At 39.3% G+C, this 17805-nt stretch carries 19 protein-coding genes and 2 tRNA genes; 18 read left to right on the plus strand and 3 right to left on the minus strand.

The genetic code is table 11. The features are described from left to right. Positions 1 to 16: 16 nt before the first annotated feature. Positions 17 to 379 carry an IS66 family insertion sequence element accessory protein TnpB gene (tnpB, locus tag BLP54_RS01485; RefSeq protein WP_072919712.1) on the minus strand — a complete coding sequence of 121 codons (363 nt, stop codon included), beginning with the start codon at positions 377 to 379 and terminating at the stop codon, positions 17 to 19. Then, positions 369 to 749, minus strand: a complete 381-nt coding sequence (locus tag BLP54_RS01490) for a hypothetical protein (RefSeq protein ID WP_090166063.1) — start codon at positions 747 to 749, stop codon at positions 369 to 371. Before BLP54_RS01490 ends, tnpB begins: the two co-directional genes overlap by 11 nt. A 531-nt stretch (positions 750 to 1280) precedes the next feature. Here BLP54_RS01490 and ltrA point away from each other — a divergent pair. Together ltrA and BLP54_RS01500 are read left to right on the plus strand one after the other, a co-directional pair. Next, positions 1281 to 2561, plus strand: a complete 1281-nt coding sequence (gene ltrA, locus BLP54_RS01495; RefSeq protein ID WP_090166065.1) for a group II intron reverse transcriptase/maturase — start codon at positions 1281 to 1283, stop codon at positions 2559 to 2561. 279 nt (positions 2562 to 2840) lie between these two features. Further along, on the plus strand, positions 2841 to 3425 hold the full coding sequence (locus tag BLP54_RS01500; RefSeq protein ID WP_090166067.1) for a DUF6434 domain-containing protein: 585 nt from the start codon (positions 2841 to 2843) through the stop codon (positions 3423 to 3425). Here the strand turns inward: BLP54_RS01500 and BLP54_RS01505 are convergent. After that, positions 3409 to 3615 carry a hypothetical protein gene (locus tag BLP54_RS01505; protein WP_028246811.1) on the minus strand — a complete coding sequence of 69 codons (207 nt, stop codon included), beginning with the start codon at positions 3613 to 3615 and terminating at the stop codon, positions 3409 to 3411. The genes BLP54_RS01500 and BLP54_RS01505 overlap by 17 nt on opposite strands. 370 nt (positions 3616 to 3985) lie before the next feature. Here BLP54_RS01505 and gloA2 point away from each other — a divergent pair, with 370 nt between their 5' ends. The 16 genes from gloA2 to BLP54_RS01585 all read left to right on the plus strand — a co-directional run bounded on the left by gloA2 (position 3986) and on the right by BLP54_RS01585 (position 17761). Further along, on the plus strand, positions 3986 to 4369 hold the full coding sequence (gene gloA2, locus BLP54_RS01510; RefSeq protein WP_090166069.1) for an SMU1112c/YaeR family gloxylase I-like metalloprotein: 384 nt from the start codon (positions 3986 to 3988) through the stop codon (positions 4367 to 4369). A gap of 58 nt (positions 4370 to 4427) precedes the next feature. Further along, the gene (locus BLP54_RS01515) at positions 4428 to 4973 is read left to right on the plus strand and encodes a prolyl-tRNA synthetase associated domain-containing protein (RefSeq protein ID WP_090166071.1); all 546 of its coding nucleotides are present in this window, start codon (positions 4428 to 4430) and stop codon (positions 4971 to 4973) included. Between the two features lie 189 nt (positions 4974 to 5162). Beyond that, entirely contained in the window at positions 5163 to 5366 is a 204-nt protein-coding gene (locus tag BLP54_RS01520) for a PspC domain-containing protein (protein ID WP_072918962.1), read from the plus strand. A gap of 23 nt (positions 5367 to 5389) precedes the next feature. Next, complete coding sequence (locus tag BLP54_RS01525; protein WP_090166073.1) at positions 5390 to 6199, plus strand: hypothetical protein; 810 nt, start codon at positions 5390 to 5392, stop codon at positions 6197 to 6199. Then, on the plus strand, positions 6192 to 6884 hold the full coding sequence (locus BLP54_RS01530) for a DUF4230 domain-containing protein (protein ID WP_090166075.1): 693 nt from the start codon (positions 6192 to 6194) through the stop codon (positions 6882 to 6884). Before BLP54_RS01525 ends, BLP54_RS01530 begins: the two co-directional genes overlap by 8 nt. A gap of 18 nt (positions 6885 to 6902) precedes the next feature. Beyond that, complete coding sequence (gene rsmH, locus BLP54_RS01535) at positions 6903 to 7946, plus strand: 16S rRNA (cytosine(1402)-N(4))-methyltransferase RsmH (protein WP_090166077.1); 1044 nt, start codon at positions 6903 to 6905, stop codon at positions 7944 to 7946. A gap of 149 nt (positions 7947 to 8095) precedes the next feature. Then, positions 8096 to 8168: transfer RNA gene (locus BLP54_RS01540), tRNA-Val, on the plus strand. Between the two features lie 21 nt (positions 8169 to 8189). Further along, positions 8190 to 8263: transfer RNA gene (locus BLP54_RS01545), tRNA-Met, on the plus strand. Positions 8264 to 8459: 196 nt separating this feature from the next. After that, positions 8460 to 10307 (plus strand): alpha/beta hydrolase-fold protein, encoded by a 1848-nt coding sequence (locus BLP54_RS01550; protein ID WP_242870603.1) that lies wholly within the window; start codon positions 8460 to 8462, stop codon positions 10305 to 10307. A 185-nt stretch (positions 10308 to 10492) separates the two neighbouring features. Next, complete coding sequence (locus BLP54_RS01555) at positions 10493 to 11185, plus strand: L,D-transpeptidase (protein WP_090166081.1); 693 nt, start codon at positions 10493 to 10495, stop codon at positions 11183 to 11185. A gap of 112 nt (positions 11186 to 11297) precedes the next feature. Further along, on the plus strand, positions 11298 to 11750 hold the full coding sequence (locus BLP54_RS01560) for a low molecular weight protein-tyrosine-phosphatase (protein WP_090166083.1): 453 nt from the start codon (positions 11298 to 11300) through the stop codon (positions 11748 to 11750). A gap of 4 nt (positions 11751 to 11754) precedes the next feature. After that, positions 11755 to 12498, plus strand: a complete 744-nt coding sequence (locus BLP54_RS01565; RefSeq protein ID WP_090166085.1) for a sce7726 family protein — start codon at positions 11755 to 11757, stop codon at positions 12496 to 12498. Positions 12499 to 12625: 127 nt separating this feature from the next. After that, positions 12626 to 14131 (plus strand): ABC transporter substrate-binding protein/permease, encoded by a 1506-nt coding sequence (locus tag BLP54_RS01570; protein WP_090166087.1) that lies wholly within the window; start codon positions 12626 to 12628, stop codon positions 14129 to 14131. A gap of 16 nt (positions 14132 to 14147) precedes the next feature. Further along, on the plus strand, positions 14148 to 14885 hold the full coding sequence (locus tag BLP54_RS01575; RefSeq protein WP_090166089.1) for an amino acid ABC transporter ATP-binding protein: 738 nt from the start codon (positions 14148 to 14150) through the stop codon (positions 14883 to 14885). 94 nt (positions 14886 to 14979) lie between these two features. Next, positions 14980 to 16149, plus strand: a complete 1170-nt coding sequence (gene alr, locus BLP54_RS01580; protein WP_090166091.1) for an alanine racemase — start codon at positions 14980 to 14982, stop codon at positions 16147 to 16149. Between the two features lie 193 nt (positions 16150 to 16342). Beyond that, on the plus strand, positions 16343 to 17761 hold the full coding sequence (locus BLP54_RS01585; RefSeq protein ID WP_090166093.1) for a flagellin N-terminal helical domain-containing protein: 1419 nt from the start codon (positions 16343 to 16345) through the stop codon (positions 17759 to 17761). The last annotated feature ends 44 nt before the right edge of the window (positions 17762 to 17805 follow it).

The raw sequence follows: 17805 nt of genomic DNA on the forward strand, positions 1-17805 counted from the left end.
TCTGTTTTATACAAAACTAAACGATTTCTTTAGGCTCTTTGAGTTCTGAAATCGGATGTTTAGCGACTATAGTAAAACCACTCATTAACCTTTGATACTGTTCAGCTGAAATTGCCAGAGCTTCTGACTCAGTCCTAGGCCAGGCAAAAGCACCAACCTCAAGTCTTTTATAAAGAAGGAGGAAGCCATCACCTTCCCATACAAGGCCTTTTATCTTGGTTGCTTTTCTTCCGCAGAATAAAAACAAGGTATCCTTGTCAAAAGGATCTAGATTGAATCTTAGCTTTACGAATGATGCCAGTCCATCAATACCTTGGCGAAGATCAGTGTAACCTGTAGCAATGTATATCTTCTTAAAACTGGTAGTGTCATTGAGCATGGCTTATTGCTCCTATCAGTTTTAATAGAAACTCTTCCGAAATATCTTCTGATATTTCTATACGAGCATTGCCACAAATGATTGAAGCTACTCCATACGTTACTGGTTTTGGTTCAGTAATAGCAGGTGATAGTTCAACAAAAGTCGGTTCACTAACAACCATCTGATTAGATTCATCTGTAGTCTGAAGCTGACTTGCGAAATAGTCCTGAACTCGTCGCATGTGATCATAGAAGGTTGGTGGTTTAATATCGTGAAGGGCACACCATTCACGAACTGTCATGTCTTTGGGTCTGGAATTGAAGTCTTTAACTTCTTCAACCCATTGCTGATAACGCATCTGTCTTTTTAAGGCAGCTGAATTTTTCATATGAGTATCCTCCTGTATGTTCGGGTTTTATGACTTGTATGAGAACTATGTCCATAGTTTCCATACAATCCATAGTTGTTATACAGAATTATCTCAAATCCGAACAAATGGAACGAGGTACTGATGATTTACCGTTTACGTGGAATCTGAAGGAAGCTGTAAGCAAATCTCTGGTCCGACGGACAGAAATCACATATAAGGCTAGGCTACGAGAGATAAGTTGGCAAGGAACAACGAAGTCTAATAACTATCACATTTGTAGTAGCAGAGTAAATGTGGCGGATATATGGAGAGAAAGAGCGTGCACCTTAAGCGTGGAGGTCTCACAGAGGTTTCATTAGCCTAGTAACAACGAACTGTGAGAAGTCAGCCGAACCCATAGTAGTGAAGAAGTTTCTGTAATGGAAATTGAGCGAAGGGGTGAACAATCAATAAGTTTGAGTATGTCTCGTGTTGCAGAAATGACAACATCTGCCGTAATCAATCGGGGAAAGGGTGGTCAAATCAAGCGAGGCGGAAAGGAAAGAACGCATGGACACAAGTAGTCTAATGGAGCAGATACTATCTAGCGATAATCTCAACAGAGCATATCTGCAAGTCGTGCGAAACAAAGGTGCAGAAGTAGTGGACGGAATGAAGTACACAGAACTCAAAGAACACCTTGAAAAGAACGGCGATACTATCAAGGAACAGTTGAGGATAAGAAAGTATAAACCTCAGCCAGTACGAAGAGTGGAGATACCAAAGCCTGATGGTGGTGTCAGAAACCTAGGAGTACCAACAGTAACTGACAGATTCATACAACAAGCCATAGCACAGGTTTTAACACCAATCTATGAGGAACAATTTAATGACCACAGTTATGGATTCAGACCTAATAGATGTGCACAGCAAGCAATCCTAACAGCGCTCGATATGATGAATGACGGTAATGATTGGATTGTAGACATTGACTTGGAAAAGTTCTTTGACACAGTAAATCACGATAAACTTATGACCATCATAGGTAGAACCATAAAAGATGGAGATGTTATTTCTATCGTTAGGAAATACCTGGTCAGTGGAATCATGATTGATGATGAGTACGAGGACTCCATTGTGGGAACACCACAAGGAGGAAATCTCTCGCCATTACTGGCGAATATCATGTTGAATGAACTTGATAAGGAGATGGAAAAGCGTGGGCTTAACTTTGTAAGATACGCAGATGATTGTATCATCATGGTTGGTAGTGAAATGTCTGCTAATAGAGTTATGAGAAATATCTCGCGATTCATTGAGGAGAAACTAGGTCTCAAGGTCAACATGACCAAGAGTAAAGTGGACAAGCCGCAAGGACTTAAATACCTTGGATTTGGATTCTACTTTGACTCAAGAGCACATCAGTTTAAGGCAAAACCACATGCGAAATCAGTAGCGAAGTTTAAGAAGAGAATGAAAGAACTTACATGTCGTAGTTGGGGCGTTAGCAACAGTTACAAAGTTGAGAAACTCAATCAGCTTATACGAGGTTGGATAAACTACTTCAAGATAGGTAGTATGAAAACTTTATGTAGGGAGATGGATAAATACATCCGATACAGACTCCGCATGTGCATTTGGAAACACTGGAAAACTCCGCAGAATAGAGCAAAGAATCTTATAAAACTTGGAGTTCCTAAATGGGCTGCATGGAGAACCGCATATTCAAATGGATATGCAAGAGTCTGTCATGCATCTGATATATCCCAAGCTATAAGCAATAAGAGATTAGCCTCATTCGGACTAATCTCTATGGTAGACTACTACACCAAAAGGTGTGTTACTTGTTAAGTTGATTGAACCGCCGTGTACCGAACGGTACGCACGGTGGTGTGAGAGGTCGGAATTTCTCAATTAAGAGAATTTCCTCCTACTCGATTATCTAAAGCGCGCAAGGTTAGAGCACAATCTTGCTGAAAAATGTGCCTGTGTGGCATAACTAAGGGCTTGTTTTAAAATTTTACGGGTATAGTTTGAGAAAATGTAAATATACCCGTAAAGTAAATTCAACAGATGTTTTTTATTATTCGTAAATACGATATACTATTACTAAACTATAAGAGGTGAAATATGACGCAAAGACCAATACTTAACACAAATCTAGATAGCGATTCATTCAGAAGTTACTATTATCTGAAGGAAGAGCTTGTAGAGTTTTGCAGAAACAATGGACTTTCTACTTCTGGGGGAAAGGTAGAACTTACTGAGAGAATTGCGTACTTTCTAGATACTGGAAAGGTAAAGGAAGTGTCCAAAACTAAGAGAAATACCGTTGAAGTTGGCACTCTCACTGAAGATACAATCATAGAAAACAATATAGTCTGTTCCGAGAAGCATAGAGCTTTTTTCAAAGAAAAGATTGGTAAATCATTTTCATTTAATGTGCAGTTTCAGAAATGGTTAAAAGCAAATGCGGGGAAAACATACAGAGATGCTATAGCTGCCTACTATGAGATATTAGAAGAAAAGAAAAAAGGTAAAACCAAGATAGACAAGCAGTTTGAATACAACACTTACATTAGGGACTTTTTTGAAGATAATCAGGGCAAAAGTTTGGATGATGCTATTAAATGTTGGAAATACAAAAAGAGCATGCAAGGACATAATAAGTATGAAAAGTCGGACTTAGTTGCCCTCACTAATGCAGATACCTAGCATTATACTCACGGTTAATCTCTGCGATTTCCTTTTTGCCATCGATATAATCCTGGTACATATCCCAAGGGGAGCCGCCACCGAGCCAGCAGGAAGAGCAGTTCTCACAGCCGCCGCCACAGTCCAGAGAGCTGCGGATGATTTGCTCACGTTCTTCTTTTGTGGTGTCCTTAATAAGAATTGATTTCATAGGGGTACCTCCTATCGATAATCCATAGAAACATCCATATATTCGCGCTTGCCACTTGGGGGATATCGTAATGACACGACAGGCTGCATTTGATTTGGAAAAGCTTCTAACCATGACTTTACAGGCTATGGCTGAGAGCGAAGACATACTAAACGAAGAGTTGGTTACATTATGATTAAACACATCAAACGTGAATTAATAGCACTGCAGGAGGCACTGAGCCTGCTGCAGAAATAACAGTGTTTATATCAAAATATGAGAAATCCAAATTCAAGTATTAAGAAGCCGGTGAATTTGGTTATTGCTACTATATTCAAGGAAATGTATTCTATTACAGAAGAAATAGAAAAGGTATATTAGGAATTAAGTTATGGAATTATCTTGCATACATCACATTGCTATTATTGTTTCCGATTACAAGCGTGCGAAAGACTTTTATGTAAATAAGCTTGGATTTGGGATAATAAGAGAAAATTACAGACCACAGAAAGAGGATTGGAAGCTTGATCTTAGGGTTAATGAACACACAGAGTTGGAAATATTTGCTCCAAAGAATCCACCTAAGAGACCATCATTTCCTGAGGCATGTGGTTTGAGACATTTGGCTTTTCATGTGAAAAACATAGAAGCTGAAGTGGAAGAGCTTAAAAGCAAAGGGATTGAATGTGAACCCATCAGAACAGATGAGTTCACTCATAAGAAAATGACCTTTTTCTTTGATCCAGATGGGCTACCACTAGAATTACATGAATAGCAAGCGGGGGGTGGACTACAGATTGTCCTCGCCCCAGCGCTTAATCGGGAGGATAAAGATGAAAATGTTAAAAGGTAGACCAGAAAATTGTGAAGAAAGACAGTCAAGGGAAATTCGTACATACGATTTTTTGGATAATCTTGGAATTGAATACGAAAGAACGGATCATGAAGCTGCAGCAACTATGGAGGTCTGCAATGAGATTGATAAGATTTTAGATGTTACTATTTGCAAGAATCTTTTCCTGTGCAACAAGCAGAAGACTAAGTTCTATTTGCTTATGATGCCAGGTGATAAGAAATTTAAAACAAAGGAATTATCCAGCCAGATTAATTCTGCAAGACTTTCTTTTGCATCGCCTGAAGATATGCTTAAATACCTTGATATTGAGCCAGGTTCAGTAAGTGTTATGGGATTGATGAATGATAAGGATCATGCTGTAAAGCTTCTTGTGGATGAGGATGTAAAAAAGGATGAGTACATTGGATGTCATCCATGTATTAATACCTCCAGCTTGAAAATAAAGACAGTTGATATTTTTGATAAATTTCTTCCAGCTGTAGGTCATGAACCAGAGATTGTACATTTGGTGGGAGAAGATTAAAGCTTTTAAGTATAAGGTTACCACAGTTTTCTAGGGTAACCTTTTTTATTTTTCTAAATAAGAAAAATATAATACCAATAATCACCATTTTTGTACTATTGTACTAAGAAAACATCATCTATAATAAAACCAACAACACAAAAGTGATATACTTATTACCAATTAGTATTTTTAGAAAGGATGTTTATTATGAGTAAAAAATTATACAAAAGTTCAGACAGAAAGCTTTGTGGTGTTTGTGGAGGTATAGCAAATTATTTTGATATTGATCCTACTGTTGTAAGATTGCTTTGGGTTTTATTTACATTAGCAGGAGGTTCAGGAATTCTTGCTTATATTATTGCCGCAATCATCATGGATGATGAGCCAGATTACATTGACATGAACAACTAAGAAAGAGATGAGGGAGAGAAATATTGACTGAGACAACTACAAAACGCTGGGGACTCATAACAAAAGCCCTGTTAATGGTATTTCTTATTGTTTTTTCTTACTGCGTAGCTTCAGCCAAAACTGAGAATCTGCCGGTGTTTGGCGGATCTGTTGAGACACTTGAAGAAGCTAAAACCACCGTTATGGGAATAGCAGGGGCGACAATTGCCATGTCTGTAGTTATCACATTTTTGCCAGACGATTACGCTACACCTTTGGCAGATTCACTGGCAGACATGAATAAATATTTCATTCTGATGCTTGGAATGATTATGTTTGAAAAGCTTTTGGTTATCAAAGGTGTGCCATTAGTTTTTAGATTTGTTATTCCTGTTGCACTCATTTTGCTTCTTGCCTACATGGTTACAAAAAGGGAGTTTTTTAAAGCATTGTCTTTGAAGATATTTACGTTGGCTGTGGTTCTTGTGCTGGTGGTTCCTTGCGGTACAGCCTTATCTGAAAAGATTTGTGCAGAGTATATGCCTTACGTGGAAGAAACAGTCAATCTTGCAGAGGATGGAGCAGAAAAGGTAGAGGGAATATCTGATTCCACTGCCGACAAAGGATTCTTTGAGAAGATTTCTGTGGCATTCCAGTCAGCCATTGACGGAGTGAAGGACCTTTTTGATTATTATAAGGGCATTATTCAGAGATTTATTGTTTCTATTGTCATCCTGATTATTGCCTACTGTGTTATTCCGGTTTTAACATTTGCGTTGCTGCTTTGGATATTAAATCAGCTTTTCCAATTTAGCAGCTTTAAAATCAGAATGAGGAGTGGAGGCGATGAATAAGACAAATATACTGAAGTTATTATGCGCTGTTTTGTTGGTAGCGACACTTTCGATTATTATTGCATATAATATCAAGAAAGATAATGATACTGCTAAATTTGATGATGGCATTGAAATGATTGATCCAAATACCATCAAGCTAGGTGGCAGCGGAGTAAGAGTTTCATTTTCTGATGTGATTCTTTCAAAGCCAAATGAAACCAGAAAACTTGTGGCATACGAGGTGACAGGAGATGTAAGCTACACCATTGAAGACAGAATGCTAGATTCTCTTGACTGGGATCCAACTAAGAAATATCAGACTGTTACATATAAAGGCAAAGGAAGTTTCGTGGTAGACCTTGATAAACTTAATAAATCTAATATTATTGATGATGAGGAAAATAAGGTTTTGACCATTAGAATTAAGCATCCATATCTAGATACCATCGAAATAGATCCAGACAAAGTGGAGATTGGTAGTCAGAAAAGTGGGTTCTTTACCATTGGAAGTATTAAGCTGACAGTGCAGGATTACAATACTATTGAGAGGGAACTTAGTAAAAGACTTCGCGAGAGTTTTAATGAGGCTTCAAATGGACAGAAAGCAGATGACATGGCACTTAAAGCAGTATATGATATTTACGAGCCTGTAGTGAAGGCTGTTGATAGCAGATATAAATTAAAGGTAGAATTTATTAACTAATAGATAAGGAATTTATTGATGGAAGAAAAGCAGCACAAAAGAAGAGTTCGTTATTCTGGAAAGTATCCAAAGAAATTTGAGGAGAAATATAAGGAACACAATCCAGAAAAATATAAGGACACCATAGAGCGTGTTATAAGCAAGGGCTCCACACCAGCTGGAATGCATATTTCGATTATGGTAAAGGAGATTTTAGATTTCCTTCAGATTCAGCCGGGACAGCAGGGCTTGGACTGCACCTTAGGATATGGTGGCCATACCAGAAAGATGCTTGAAAAGCTTCAGGGAAATGGTTGTGTTTATGGACTTGATGTAGATCCTATTGAATCCGCAAAGACGGTAGAGCGCCTTCGCGGATTTGGTTTTGGTGAAGATAATTTTCAGTTCCGACTTATAAATTTTGCAAACATAGACAAGGTTGCTGAAGAGGCCGGACAATTTGATTTTGTACTAGCTGATTTGGGAGTTTCTTCTATGCAGATTGATAATCCAGAAAGAGGTTTTTCTTATAAGATAGATGGACCTCTTGATTTGCGTCTTGATCCAGAACATGGTGAATCTGCTGCAGAACGTCTTCATAACATTACTGAAGAAGAGTTTGTTGGAATGATGGTAGAAAATTCTGATGAGCCATATGCTGAGGAGATAGCCCATAAGGTATTTACTCTTATGTCTAAGGGAAATCCTATGGATACAACTACAGCTCTTCGAGAGGCCATTACAGAAGCTCTCTGGAAGGTTCCTAAGGATGAGAAGGAGCAGGCAGTTAAGAAAAGCTGTGCCAGGGTTTTCCAGGCACTTCGTATAGACGTTAATAGCGAATTCGAAGTATTGTATTCTTTCCTTGAAAAGCTTCCTGGCATCCTTAAGCCAGGTGGACGTGTGGCTATTCTTACTTTCCATTCAGGAGAGGATCGTCTGGTGAAGAAATCCTTTAAGGAGCTGGCTAGAGTAGGTGTATATTCTGAAGTCTCATCAGATGTAACTCGTCCATCAGTAGAGGAGTGCAGAATTAATCCAAGAAGTAAATCTACTAAGATGAGATGGGCTATTAAGGCCTAAATTTATAAGCAACGGACGGGGATGGTTTTCAGCAAATTAGACAAATATGAAAAAGTATTGCGAATATTCATTTAGCAGTTGACAATCCCCCCAATCCAATGCTATATTATACGAGTCGCTTGAAGCGGTAATAAAACGCTAAAAGCTCTGGGATCTTAGCTCAGCTGGGAGAGCATCTGCCTTACAAGCAGAGGGTCACAGGTTCGAGCCCTGTAGGTCCCATTTAAAATCAAATATTATTATGGCGAGATAGCTCAGTTGGCTAGAGCACGCGGTTCATACCCGCGGTGTCGAGGGTTCGAATCCCCCTCTCGCTACTTAAAAGACCTAAGCAAATGCTTAGGTCTTTTTTTTCGTATCTCAAGGGTGATTCACCCAAATTCCAGTTATTACACAAATATTAAAATAATATTGCATAATATGACATGTGTTGTTAAAATAATAAACAGGGGTTATTGCGGTGTCTATTTAAAGTAGACAACCCCATATTTTACAGAAAAGGAGAAGATGTTAATGAAACAAAGCAAAAGAATTTTAGCCAAAGCTTTAGCATTTGGTCTTGTTGTTACATCATTAGGTATGACAATGAAGACTGATGTAGAGGCTGCAGGCGACACAGCACAGATTGCTGATGGCTGGTATTACATTAAGGGAGTTCAGTCTCAGAAGTACCTTACAGTTGAGGGCAACAAAGCCAGCGGATGGACAAATGTATGCATCAGCTCAGGTACAGGAGCAGAGGGACAGAAGTGGTATGTAACAAATACAAATGATGGTTACATCAATCTTACTTCAGGTCTTGGCAATTACATGCTCGATGTAGCAAACGGCGAGGATGTAGATTCTGCTAACATCGGAATTTATCAGGGCTATGGCGGAAATGCCCAGAAGTTTGTCGTAAAGACAACAAATGACAGTAATATCTTCAATATTGCAACAAAGGCTTCAAATGCAGTTCGTTATCTTGATGTTAATGGCCATAAGACAGCCGACGGATCCAATGTAATTCAGTACAGATATAACGGAAATCAGAATCAGCAGTGGCAGTTAGAGAAAGTTGATGGACAGTCAGGACAGGAGACACAGCCTACAGCTACTCCAACACCAACCCCACAGCCTACTCAGACACCAGCTGCTTCTACAAAGGGACTTGAGCTTTCATACACAATCAATAACTGGGGCTCTGGTTACCAGATTAGCTATAAGATTACAAATAAAACAGGTAGCGCGGTAGATGGATGGACACTTAAGATTAACAAGAACCAGGTTAACATTGGTTCAAGCTGGAATGTAAATGTTAAGACAAGTGGAAATTACTATGTGATTACTCCTGTTGAATGGAATAAGACTATTGCAAACAGAGCAAGCGTAGAATTTGGTTCCCAGGGTACAGGCTCTATTGGCGACAAGTTTGATTATGAGTTTGAGGGCGCTGCTACAGTTCAGCCAACTACAACACCAGCACCTACAGCAACTCCAAAGCCTACAGCAACACCAACAGCTACACCTAAGCCAACACCAACACCTACACCAGTTCCAACACAGAACCCACACTACAACCCAACTGCTAAGATTGAGAACTCAATTCCTTCAAAGTACACAGCAGTTAGAAGTGGTGAGGGCTCAGGTAAGATTGTAAACATTTCTTACACAGCACATGATTATTCCGCAAATAATCGTACATACACAAAAAGAGCTAATGTTTATTTACCAGCAGGTTATGACAGCAGCAAGAAGTATCCAGTTCTTTACCTCCTCCATGGTATTGGTGGAAACGAGAATGAGTGGGGCATGACAGGCAACAACTCACGTGTAAAAGCTATCATGGATAACCTTACATATTATGGTGACATCGATGGATTTATCGTAGTAACACCAAACGGAAAGGCATCAGCAAGCGGTTCTACAGATTCCTTCTATAACTTTGGTAAGGAGCTTAGAAACGACCTTATTCCATACATTGATTCTCATTACAGCACATACACAGACAGAGACCACAGAGCATGCGCTGGTCTTTCAATGGGTGGTATGCAGACAATTAATATCGGTATTGGCGAGTGCGTAGACTTATTCAGCTACTTTGGAGCTTTCTCAGCTGCACCTACAAGTAACACAGCAGCTAAGACAGCACAGATTTTAAATGGCAATAAGTATCCAATCCACTACTTCTACAACATTTGTGGTCTTCAGGATGGCATAGCATACTCAAGTGCTTCAGCTGCAGCTAAGAACCTTCCATCAGTTTGCAACCAGTTCAAAAATGGTGAAAACTTTATGTGGCAGGAGCTTAACGGCGGACATGATTTCAATATCTGGTATCTTGGTTTCTACAACTTCGCACAGATAGCTTTCAGTAAATAAAATAGCGTAAATAAGGGATTCCGAAAGGGGTCCCTTTTTTGTTGTGAAATCAATGTGAAAAAAGAAAATCAATACTGTGAAACCCATTGAAAAATAATCTGCGTGTGATAACTTTTAAAATGAAAATGGTTCAATAATGAAAAAAAGGGAGTGTAATAATCATTACTTTTTTAGGAGACTAAACTATGAAAAAGATTATTTTTACACTCACAGTTATGGTGTTGGCACTTGCCATCCAAAAGAATTCAATCGTTGTAGAGGCAGCAGAAATTACAGATTTTGATCCAGTGTATTATGCAGCCAATAATCCTGATGTAGTAGCTACATTTGGCAATGATCCGCAGATTTTGATGGCTCATTATATTAATTGTGGAAAAGCCGAAGGGCGTTATAAGAATCTAAATGAAGAGCTTACAGGGATTATTGTGGAGCCTGAGGTGATAGAACCAGAAGCCGTTGAGACACCTAGCTTGATTGGTACGGTATTTGATAATCTTCCGTATCCTACATATGTAGACGTGGATATAAATAATCAGACGGTTTCTTATTTTGAGAATAACGTTCTTGTAATGCAAAGTCCGTGCGTTACAGGAAAGACTTCTGCACATCGCGGTACACCTAGAGGAACCTATTCAATCAAGGCTCATATTCCAGGAAAGACTTTGAGAGGACCTACATGGAAGGTTTGGGTAGATTACTGGATGAGATTTACAGATTCCAACATTGGTCTCCATGATGCTACATGGCGTACAGCAGAAGAGTTTGGTGGAGATACTTATATTAATCATGGATCCCATGGTTGTGTAAATCTTCCACATGAATTTGCAGCACAGTTGTTTAATAAAGTAAATATTGGAACTAAAGTCGTAGTTAGATAATGAAGACTTTTTCAGGGCACGGGCATTTGTCTGTGCCCTTTTATTTTGAATATTGAAAGGACAACTGTTAAAATGAAACAAGTTAATAAAAAAAGAGAACGGGGATTACACTATGCATAAAATATTATTCGTTTGCCATGGTTCTATTTGTAGATCGCCAATGGCCAAATATGTTTTTCAGAATATGGTAGATAAGCGCGGAATCAGTCAGGACTTTTACATTGATTGTGCGGCTATGACATATGAGGAAATCGGAAATCCGGTATATCCACCAACAAGACAGGTGCTTAATGCACATGGAATTAACTGTGATGGATATGCAGCCCGTCATATTCGTAAAGACGAATACGGAGAATTCGATTATATCATCGGAATGGATGCAGAGAACATGCACGACCTTGCATATGAATTTGGTCCAGATAAAGATGATAAGATTTACAGACTTCTCGATTTTACAGACAGACCAAGAGATATTGACGACCCATGGTACACACGTAAATTTGATGTTTGCTATGATGATGTACTTAGAGGCTGTGAAGGCTTATTAAAGCATTTAGGATATTAGAAGCATGCTTAAGGATAAGGATATAAGAGAGGCTTTATTTGATTATTTAGAGCTTGAATACGGCAAGACCAGAATCTTTGAGGAAAAGATGATAGGAAAATCTAGAGCCGATGTAATTATGGTGATTACAGGCGCTATAGTGGGTATCGAGATTAAGTCAGATGCAGACACTTATACAAGACTGGATAGTCAGATAAAGGATTATGATAAATATTTTGATTACAATTTAGTTGTTGTGGGAAGCAGTCATGCCAGCCATATAGAGGAGCATGTTCCCGAACACTGGGGCATCATCACAGTGGATGAAGTAGATGATAAGGCTGATTTTTATTTTCTCAGACAGCCACAGCTGAATAAAAAGATGAAGCTTGAGAGAAAAATAGAGCTGCTGTGGAGACCTGAGCTTGCTATGCTTCTTGAAAGATTTAGCATGCCTAAATATGCAGGCCAGAGCAAACCATTTGTGAGAAAGAAGATAATAGAATGGACAAAGACTCCACCTACAAAAGCTGAGATTACAAGAATAAAAAGAGCAGCAAAGGCTGAAGGTGTGGAACCAGATATACCAGAGACAAAGGTTGACCCAAAGGCTTTAAATGTAGAAATTAGTGAGCTTTTATTTGAGCGCGATTATGAAAAGCTTCTTGCAGACATAAAGGAATACCAAAAGGAAAAGAACCCCAGAAGAAGAGGCACAAAGAAGTCTACCCGGGTTAGAAGAATTAGGAGACTTGCTAAGAAACAATAGCATTGTGACAACTAAAATGAGAGAATCTGACTAAAAAAGTTAGGTTCTCTTTTAATTTTATATTGATATTTATTCATTTTGTGTTAATATATATGAATAAAAATACAGAGTAGGGGAATAAAAATTCATGAAGAAGAAATTATCGCTTATCCTTTTAGCTATGACAGCAGCATTGTTTGTAGCCTGCGGAACAGCAGATAAGGACACGGGAAAACAGATTCAGTCATTGGACGATTTACCAGGATCACGCATCGGAGTTCAGCTCGGTACTATTGGGGATATTTATGCATCCGATTTAGAGGGTGATGAAGAAGGCACTACAATCGAGCGATATAATAAGCTTACAGATGCAGTGCAGGCCTTAAGACAGGGAAAGATTGATTGCGTTATTGTTGATGAGCAGCCAGCTATCGCTACTACACAGGACGAGGCTAATCTTCAAATTCTTGATGAGCCATTCACAACAGAAGATTATGCTATCTGTATTGCAAAGGATAATGAGGATCTTCTTGAAAAAGTAAATGGTGCTCTTGCTGAATTAGTGGAAGATGGCACACTTGATCAGATTACAAAGAATTACATTGGCGCTGATACAAAGGGCACTTGTCCTTATGAGACACCAGCCGGAACAGTTTATGACAATGGAAAGCTTGTAGTTGTATCAAACGTTGCCTTCCCTCCATATGAATATTATGAAAATGGTGAAGCAGTAGGTATCGATATGGAACTTATTAAGGCTATCGGCGATAAGCTTGGTATGGAGATTGAAATCGAGGATATCGAGTTTGATAGTATCATCAATGCTGTAAGTTCACACAAGGCTGACCTCGGTATAGCTGGAATGACAAAGACAGAGGAGCGTCTTAAGTCTATCAACTTCTCTGAGTCATACGTAAAGACGAAGCAGGTAATCATTGTAAATAACGGTGCGGCAGCAGGAAGTAGCCTCAGCTTTACAGATAATCTTAAGAGAAACTTCGTAGATGATAGCAGATGGACATACCTTGTAAAGGGTCTTGTTAACACACTTATCATTGCCCTCCTGGCTGTACTTGCTGGTATGATTATCGGTTTTATAGTTGCCATTGTACGTGTTACCTACGATAAGACAGGTGGTTGGGCTATCGCAAATGCCATATGCAAGCTTTACCTTACAATCATCCGTGGAACTCCTATGATGATTCAGCTTTTGATTATTTATTATGTAGTATTCAAGTCAGTGAATGTTCCAAAGCTTCTTGTGGCTATTATCGCATTTGCGATAAATTCTGGTGCATATGTAGCTGAGATTATGCGTGGTGGTATCATGTCTATTGATGGTGGTCAGATGGAGGCAGGACGAAGCCTTGGTCTTAACTATAAGCAGACTATGATTTCTATCATTTTACCTCAGGCTATTAAGAATGTACTTCCTGCACTTGGAAACGAGTTCATTTCACTTATTAAGGAAACATCAATCTGCGGTTACATTGGTCTTATGGATCTTACTCGTGGTGGTGATATTATCAGAAGTATTACATACGAGGCATTCCTTCCATTGATTGCAGTTGCGCTTATATATCTTATTATTGTTCAGGTTCTTAACATGGGCGTAGGAAAGCTTGAAAAGAATTTACGTAAAAGTGAACAGTAATTAAAGGAGAGAAAAAATGGCTAATGAAGTTTTAATAAAGGTTGAGAACCTTTCAAAGTCTTTTGGAGACAATGAGGTTCTTTCAAATGTAAATATGCAGATTGAAAAGGGAGAGGTTATTGCCATCATCGGACCATCTGGTTGTGGCAAGTCTACCTTCATTCGTACGTTGAACCAGCTTGAGGATGTTTCAAGTGGTACTATTTATCTTGATGGCGAAGACATTACTAAAAAGGGAGTTGATATAAACGATGTTCGCCGTCGCGTGGGAATGGTGTTCCAGCACTTTAATCTTTTCCCACATCTTACTATTAAGAAAAATCTTACACTTGCTCCAGTAAAGCTTGGTCTTATGACTCAGGCTGAGGCTGATGCAAAGGCTGCAGAGCTTTTAGAGCGAGTTGGACTTTCAGATAAGGCAGAGGCTTATCCAGACAGCCTTTCAGGTGGACAGAAGCAGCGTATCGCAATTGCCCGTACACTTGCTATGAATCCAGAGGTTATTCTTTTTGATGAGCCTACATCAGCTCTAGATCCAGAAATGGTAGGTGAGGTTCTTTCTCTTATGAAGGAGCTTGCTGATGATGGAATGACAATGGTTGTTGTTACTCACGAGATGGGCTTTGCAAAAGAAGTTGCAGACCGCGTGATGTTCTTTGATGAAAAGGGAATCAAAGAGGAGGGGACTCCTGCTGAGATTTTCGAGTTCCCAAAGAGCCAGCGTCTTCAGGATTTCTTATCTAAGGTATTGTAATTATTATGCTTCTCCAAAATTGGAGAAGCACTTTTTTTTATGTTTTAAAGTAGTATAATGATATGAGCTACTTTGATTTAGGAGATGATAAGAAATGGAATCTACACTTAGACGTACATGGGCAGAGATAAATCTTGATTCTATTGCCTATAATTATAAAAAGATAAGAGAAAAAATTGGACCAAATGTAAAGTTTCTTGGAGTTGTAAAGGCTGATGCTTATGGCCATGGATCTATTCAGGTAAGCCAGCTTTTAGAGGAGCTTGGAGCTGATTATTTAGCAGTAAGTAGTGCGGACGAGGCTTTAGAGCTTCGTGTAAACGGAATAAAGATGCCTATTCTTATTCTTGGTCACACACCAAAGGAGCAGGTGGGACGTCTTATTGAATATGATATTACTCAGGCAATCACATGCAAGGCTAAGGCGGATGAGTACAGCGCTGAGGCTGTTAAGTGTGGTGGTACCTTAAAGGTTCATATTAAGGTGGACACAGGTATGTCACGTCTTGGCTATCTTTGCTATGATAATTATTTTGGAACTGGTGTTGAAGGCATTGTGGAAGCCTGCAAATTGCCAGGTCTTTCTGCCGAAGGTATCTTCACTCACTTTGCTGTTGCTGATGAGCATGGTGATCAGTGTGATGAATACACTAAAAAGCAGTTTGATTTATTTACACGTGTAATCGAGTCAGTAGAAAAGGAACTTGGCCATAAGTTTGCAATTCGTCACTGTGCAAATACAGGTGCTACAGTTCGCTTCCCTGATACTTATCTTGATATGGTTCGCCCCGGATTGTTACTTTATGGATACGGCGAGTTCGCTCATGAGATGGGATTGAAGCCAGCTATGACTATGAAGACTACAGTTAGCACCATCAAAATCTATCCAGAAGGCACAGCCATTAGTTACGGTGGAATGTTCGTAACTGACAAGACCACCCGTATTGGAGTTCTTCCATATGGTTATGCTGATGGATTCCTTCGCAGTCTTTCGAATAAATGCAGTCTTTATACAAAAGAGGGTCCAGCAAAGCTTCGTGGAAAGATTTGCATGGATATGTGTATGATTGATATTACTGATATGCCTACCGTTGATGTTGGCAGTGAGGTAGAAATCTTCGGAGAGAAGAATTCTATAGATGAGCTTGCTGAGCTTGCAGGAACAATTCCTTATGAGCTTACATGTGCTGTAAGTAAGCGCGTTCCTCGTATCTATCTTCGTGATGGAAATGTAGTCGAAAAGGAACTCATGCTTAGAATGTAAATGTGAATAAAGTGTGAAAAATAGTTATAAAACGAAAATTCTTTTGAAAATGAGTTGACTTTTATAACGCTAGGCCTTATACTCCAAAACCGTGCGATAAATTCGCATGGTTTTTTTGGTTTAGTGCGAAAGCACTTTTGGTTTATTCCCCTAATGGATTTCGGGAATGTTTACATGGAGGTAAATAAAGATTATGGTAGTTCAACACAACATGCAGGCTTTAAATGCCGCAAGAGTACTTAACACAACAGCTGGTAGCCAGGCTAAGTCAACAGAGAAGTTAGCTTCAGGTTACAAGATTAACCGTGCAGCTGATGATGCAGCTGGTCTTTCAATTTCTGAGAAGATGCGTAAGCAGATCAGAGGTCTTTCACAGGCTTCAACAAACGCTCAGGATGGTGTTTCTGCAGTTCAGACAGCTGAAGGTGCTCTTACAGAAGTTCACTCAATGCTTCAGAGAATGAACGAGCTTGCTGTTCAGGCTTCAAATGGTACAAACTCTGAGTCAGATCGTTCATCTATCCAGAACGAGATTGACCAGCTTACAACAGAAATCGATCGTGTAGCTGAGTCTACAAAGTTCAATGAGACACACCTTCTTAAGGGTTCTAACGGAAAGAAGACTGTTAAGATTGATGCTCATGATGCTGGTCTTGAAGGAACGCTTACTCAGAATACTGAGAAGGCTACTTTCACAATGAATAAGCTTAATGTTGGTGATAGCGTAACAATTGGTGGTACAAAGTATTCAATCGGTGCTACATCAGTTAATGAGGCTCTTAAGACTTTAGGTGCAATTGATAAGTCAAATAAAAATGCAACTTCAGGATCACTTATCATTGATGGTAAGTCATATGAACTTACAAATGGTACAACTTCAAAAGAAGAGTCAAAGTTAAATCTTGACGACATCAATACTTTTGCTGGCCATGGTTCAACAATCCAGTACAATGGAAAGTCTGTATCAGTATTTGCTAAGAGTGATTCTGTTGATCCTACATCATTCACATCTACAGATGCTAAGGTTGATATCAATAACAAGAACCTTATTACAGCTCAGAAGGCATACGAGTTAGCAGGTACCGAGTTCCAGGCTGCATCTACAATTGGTGCATCTTCAAAGGCTGCTGGTAAGGCGGAAATCGATACAACAGGTGATGATGTTAAGCTTACACTTGAGAAGGGTGAGGCTCAGGTTCAGAACGACCTTACATTTAATCTTCATGTTGGTTCTGATGCTGACATGACAAACAAGATTAATGTTACAATCAATGCTATGGATTCTACAGCTCTTGGTATCAAGGGTCTTAACGTAGCTGATGCTACAGGTAAGTCTGCTACATACGCTATCGATGCTATCGCTGATGCTGTTTCTAAGGTATCTGCACAGCGTTCATCACTTGGTGCTATCCAGAACAGACTTGAGCACACAATTGCTAACGTCGATAACGTAGTTGAGAACACAAACGCTTCTGAGTCACGTATCCGTGATACAGATATGGCTGAGGAAATGGTTAACTACAGCAAGAACAACATCCTTCAGCAGGCAGGTCAGGCTATGCTTGCACAGTCTAACCAGGCTACAAATGGTGTTCTTTCAATCCTTGGTTAATTAAATCTTTTGATTGAATAAAAACGCGACATAAAATTTGGGCT

The sequence above is a fragment of the Pseudobutyrivibrio sp. 49 genome, from assembly GCF_900100545.1.
Taxonomy (GTDB): Bacteria; Bacillota; Clostridia; order Lachnospirales; family Lachnospiraceae; genus Pseudobutyrivibrio.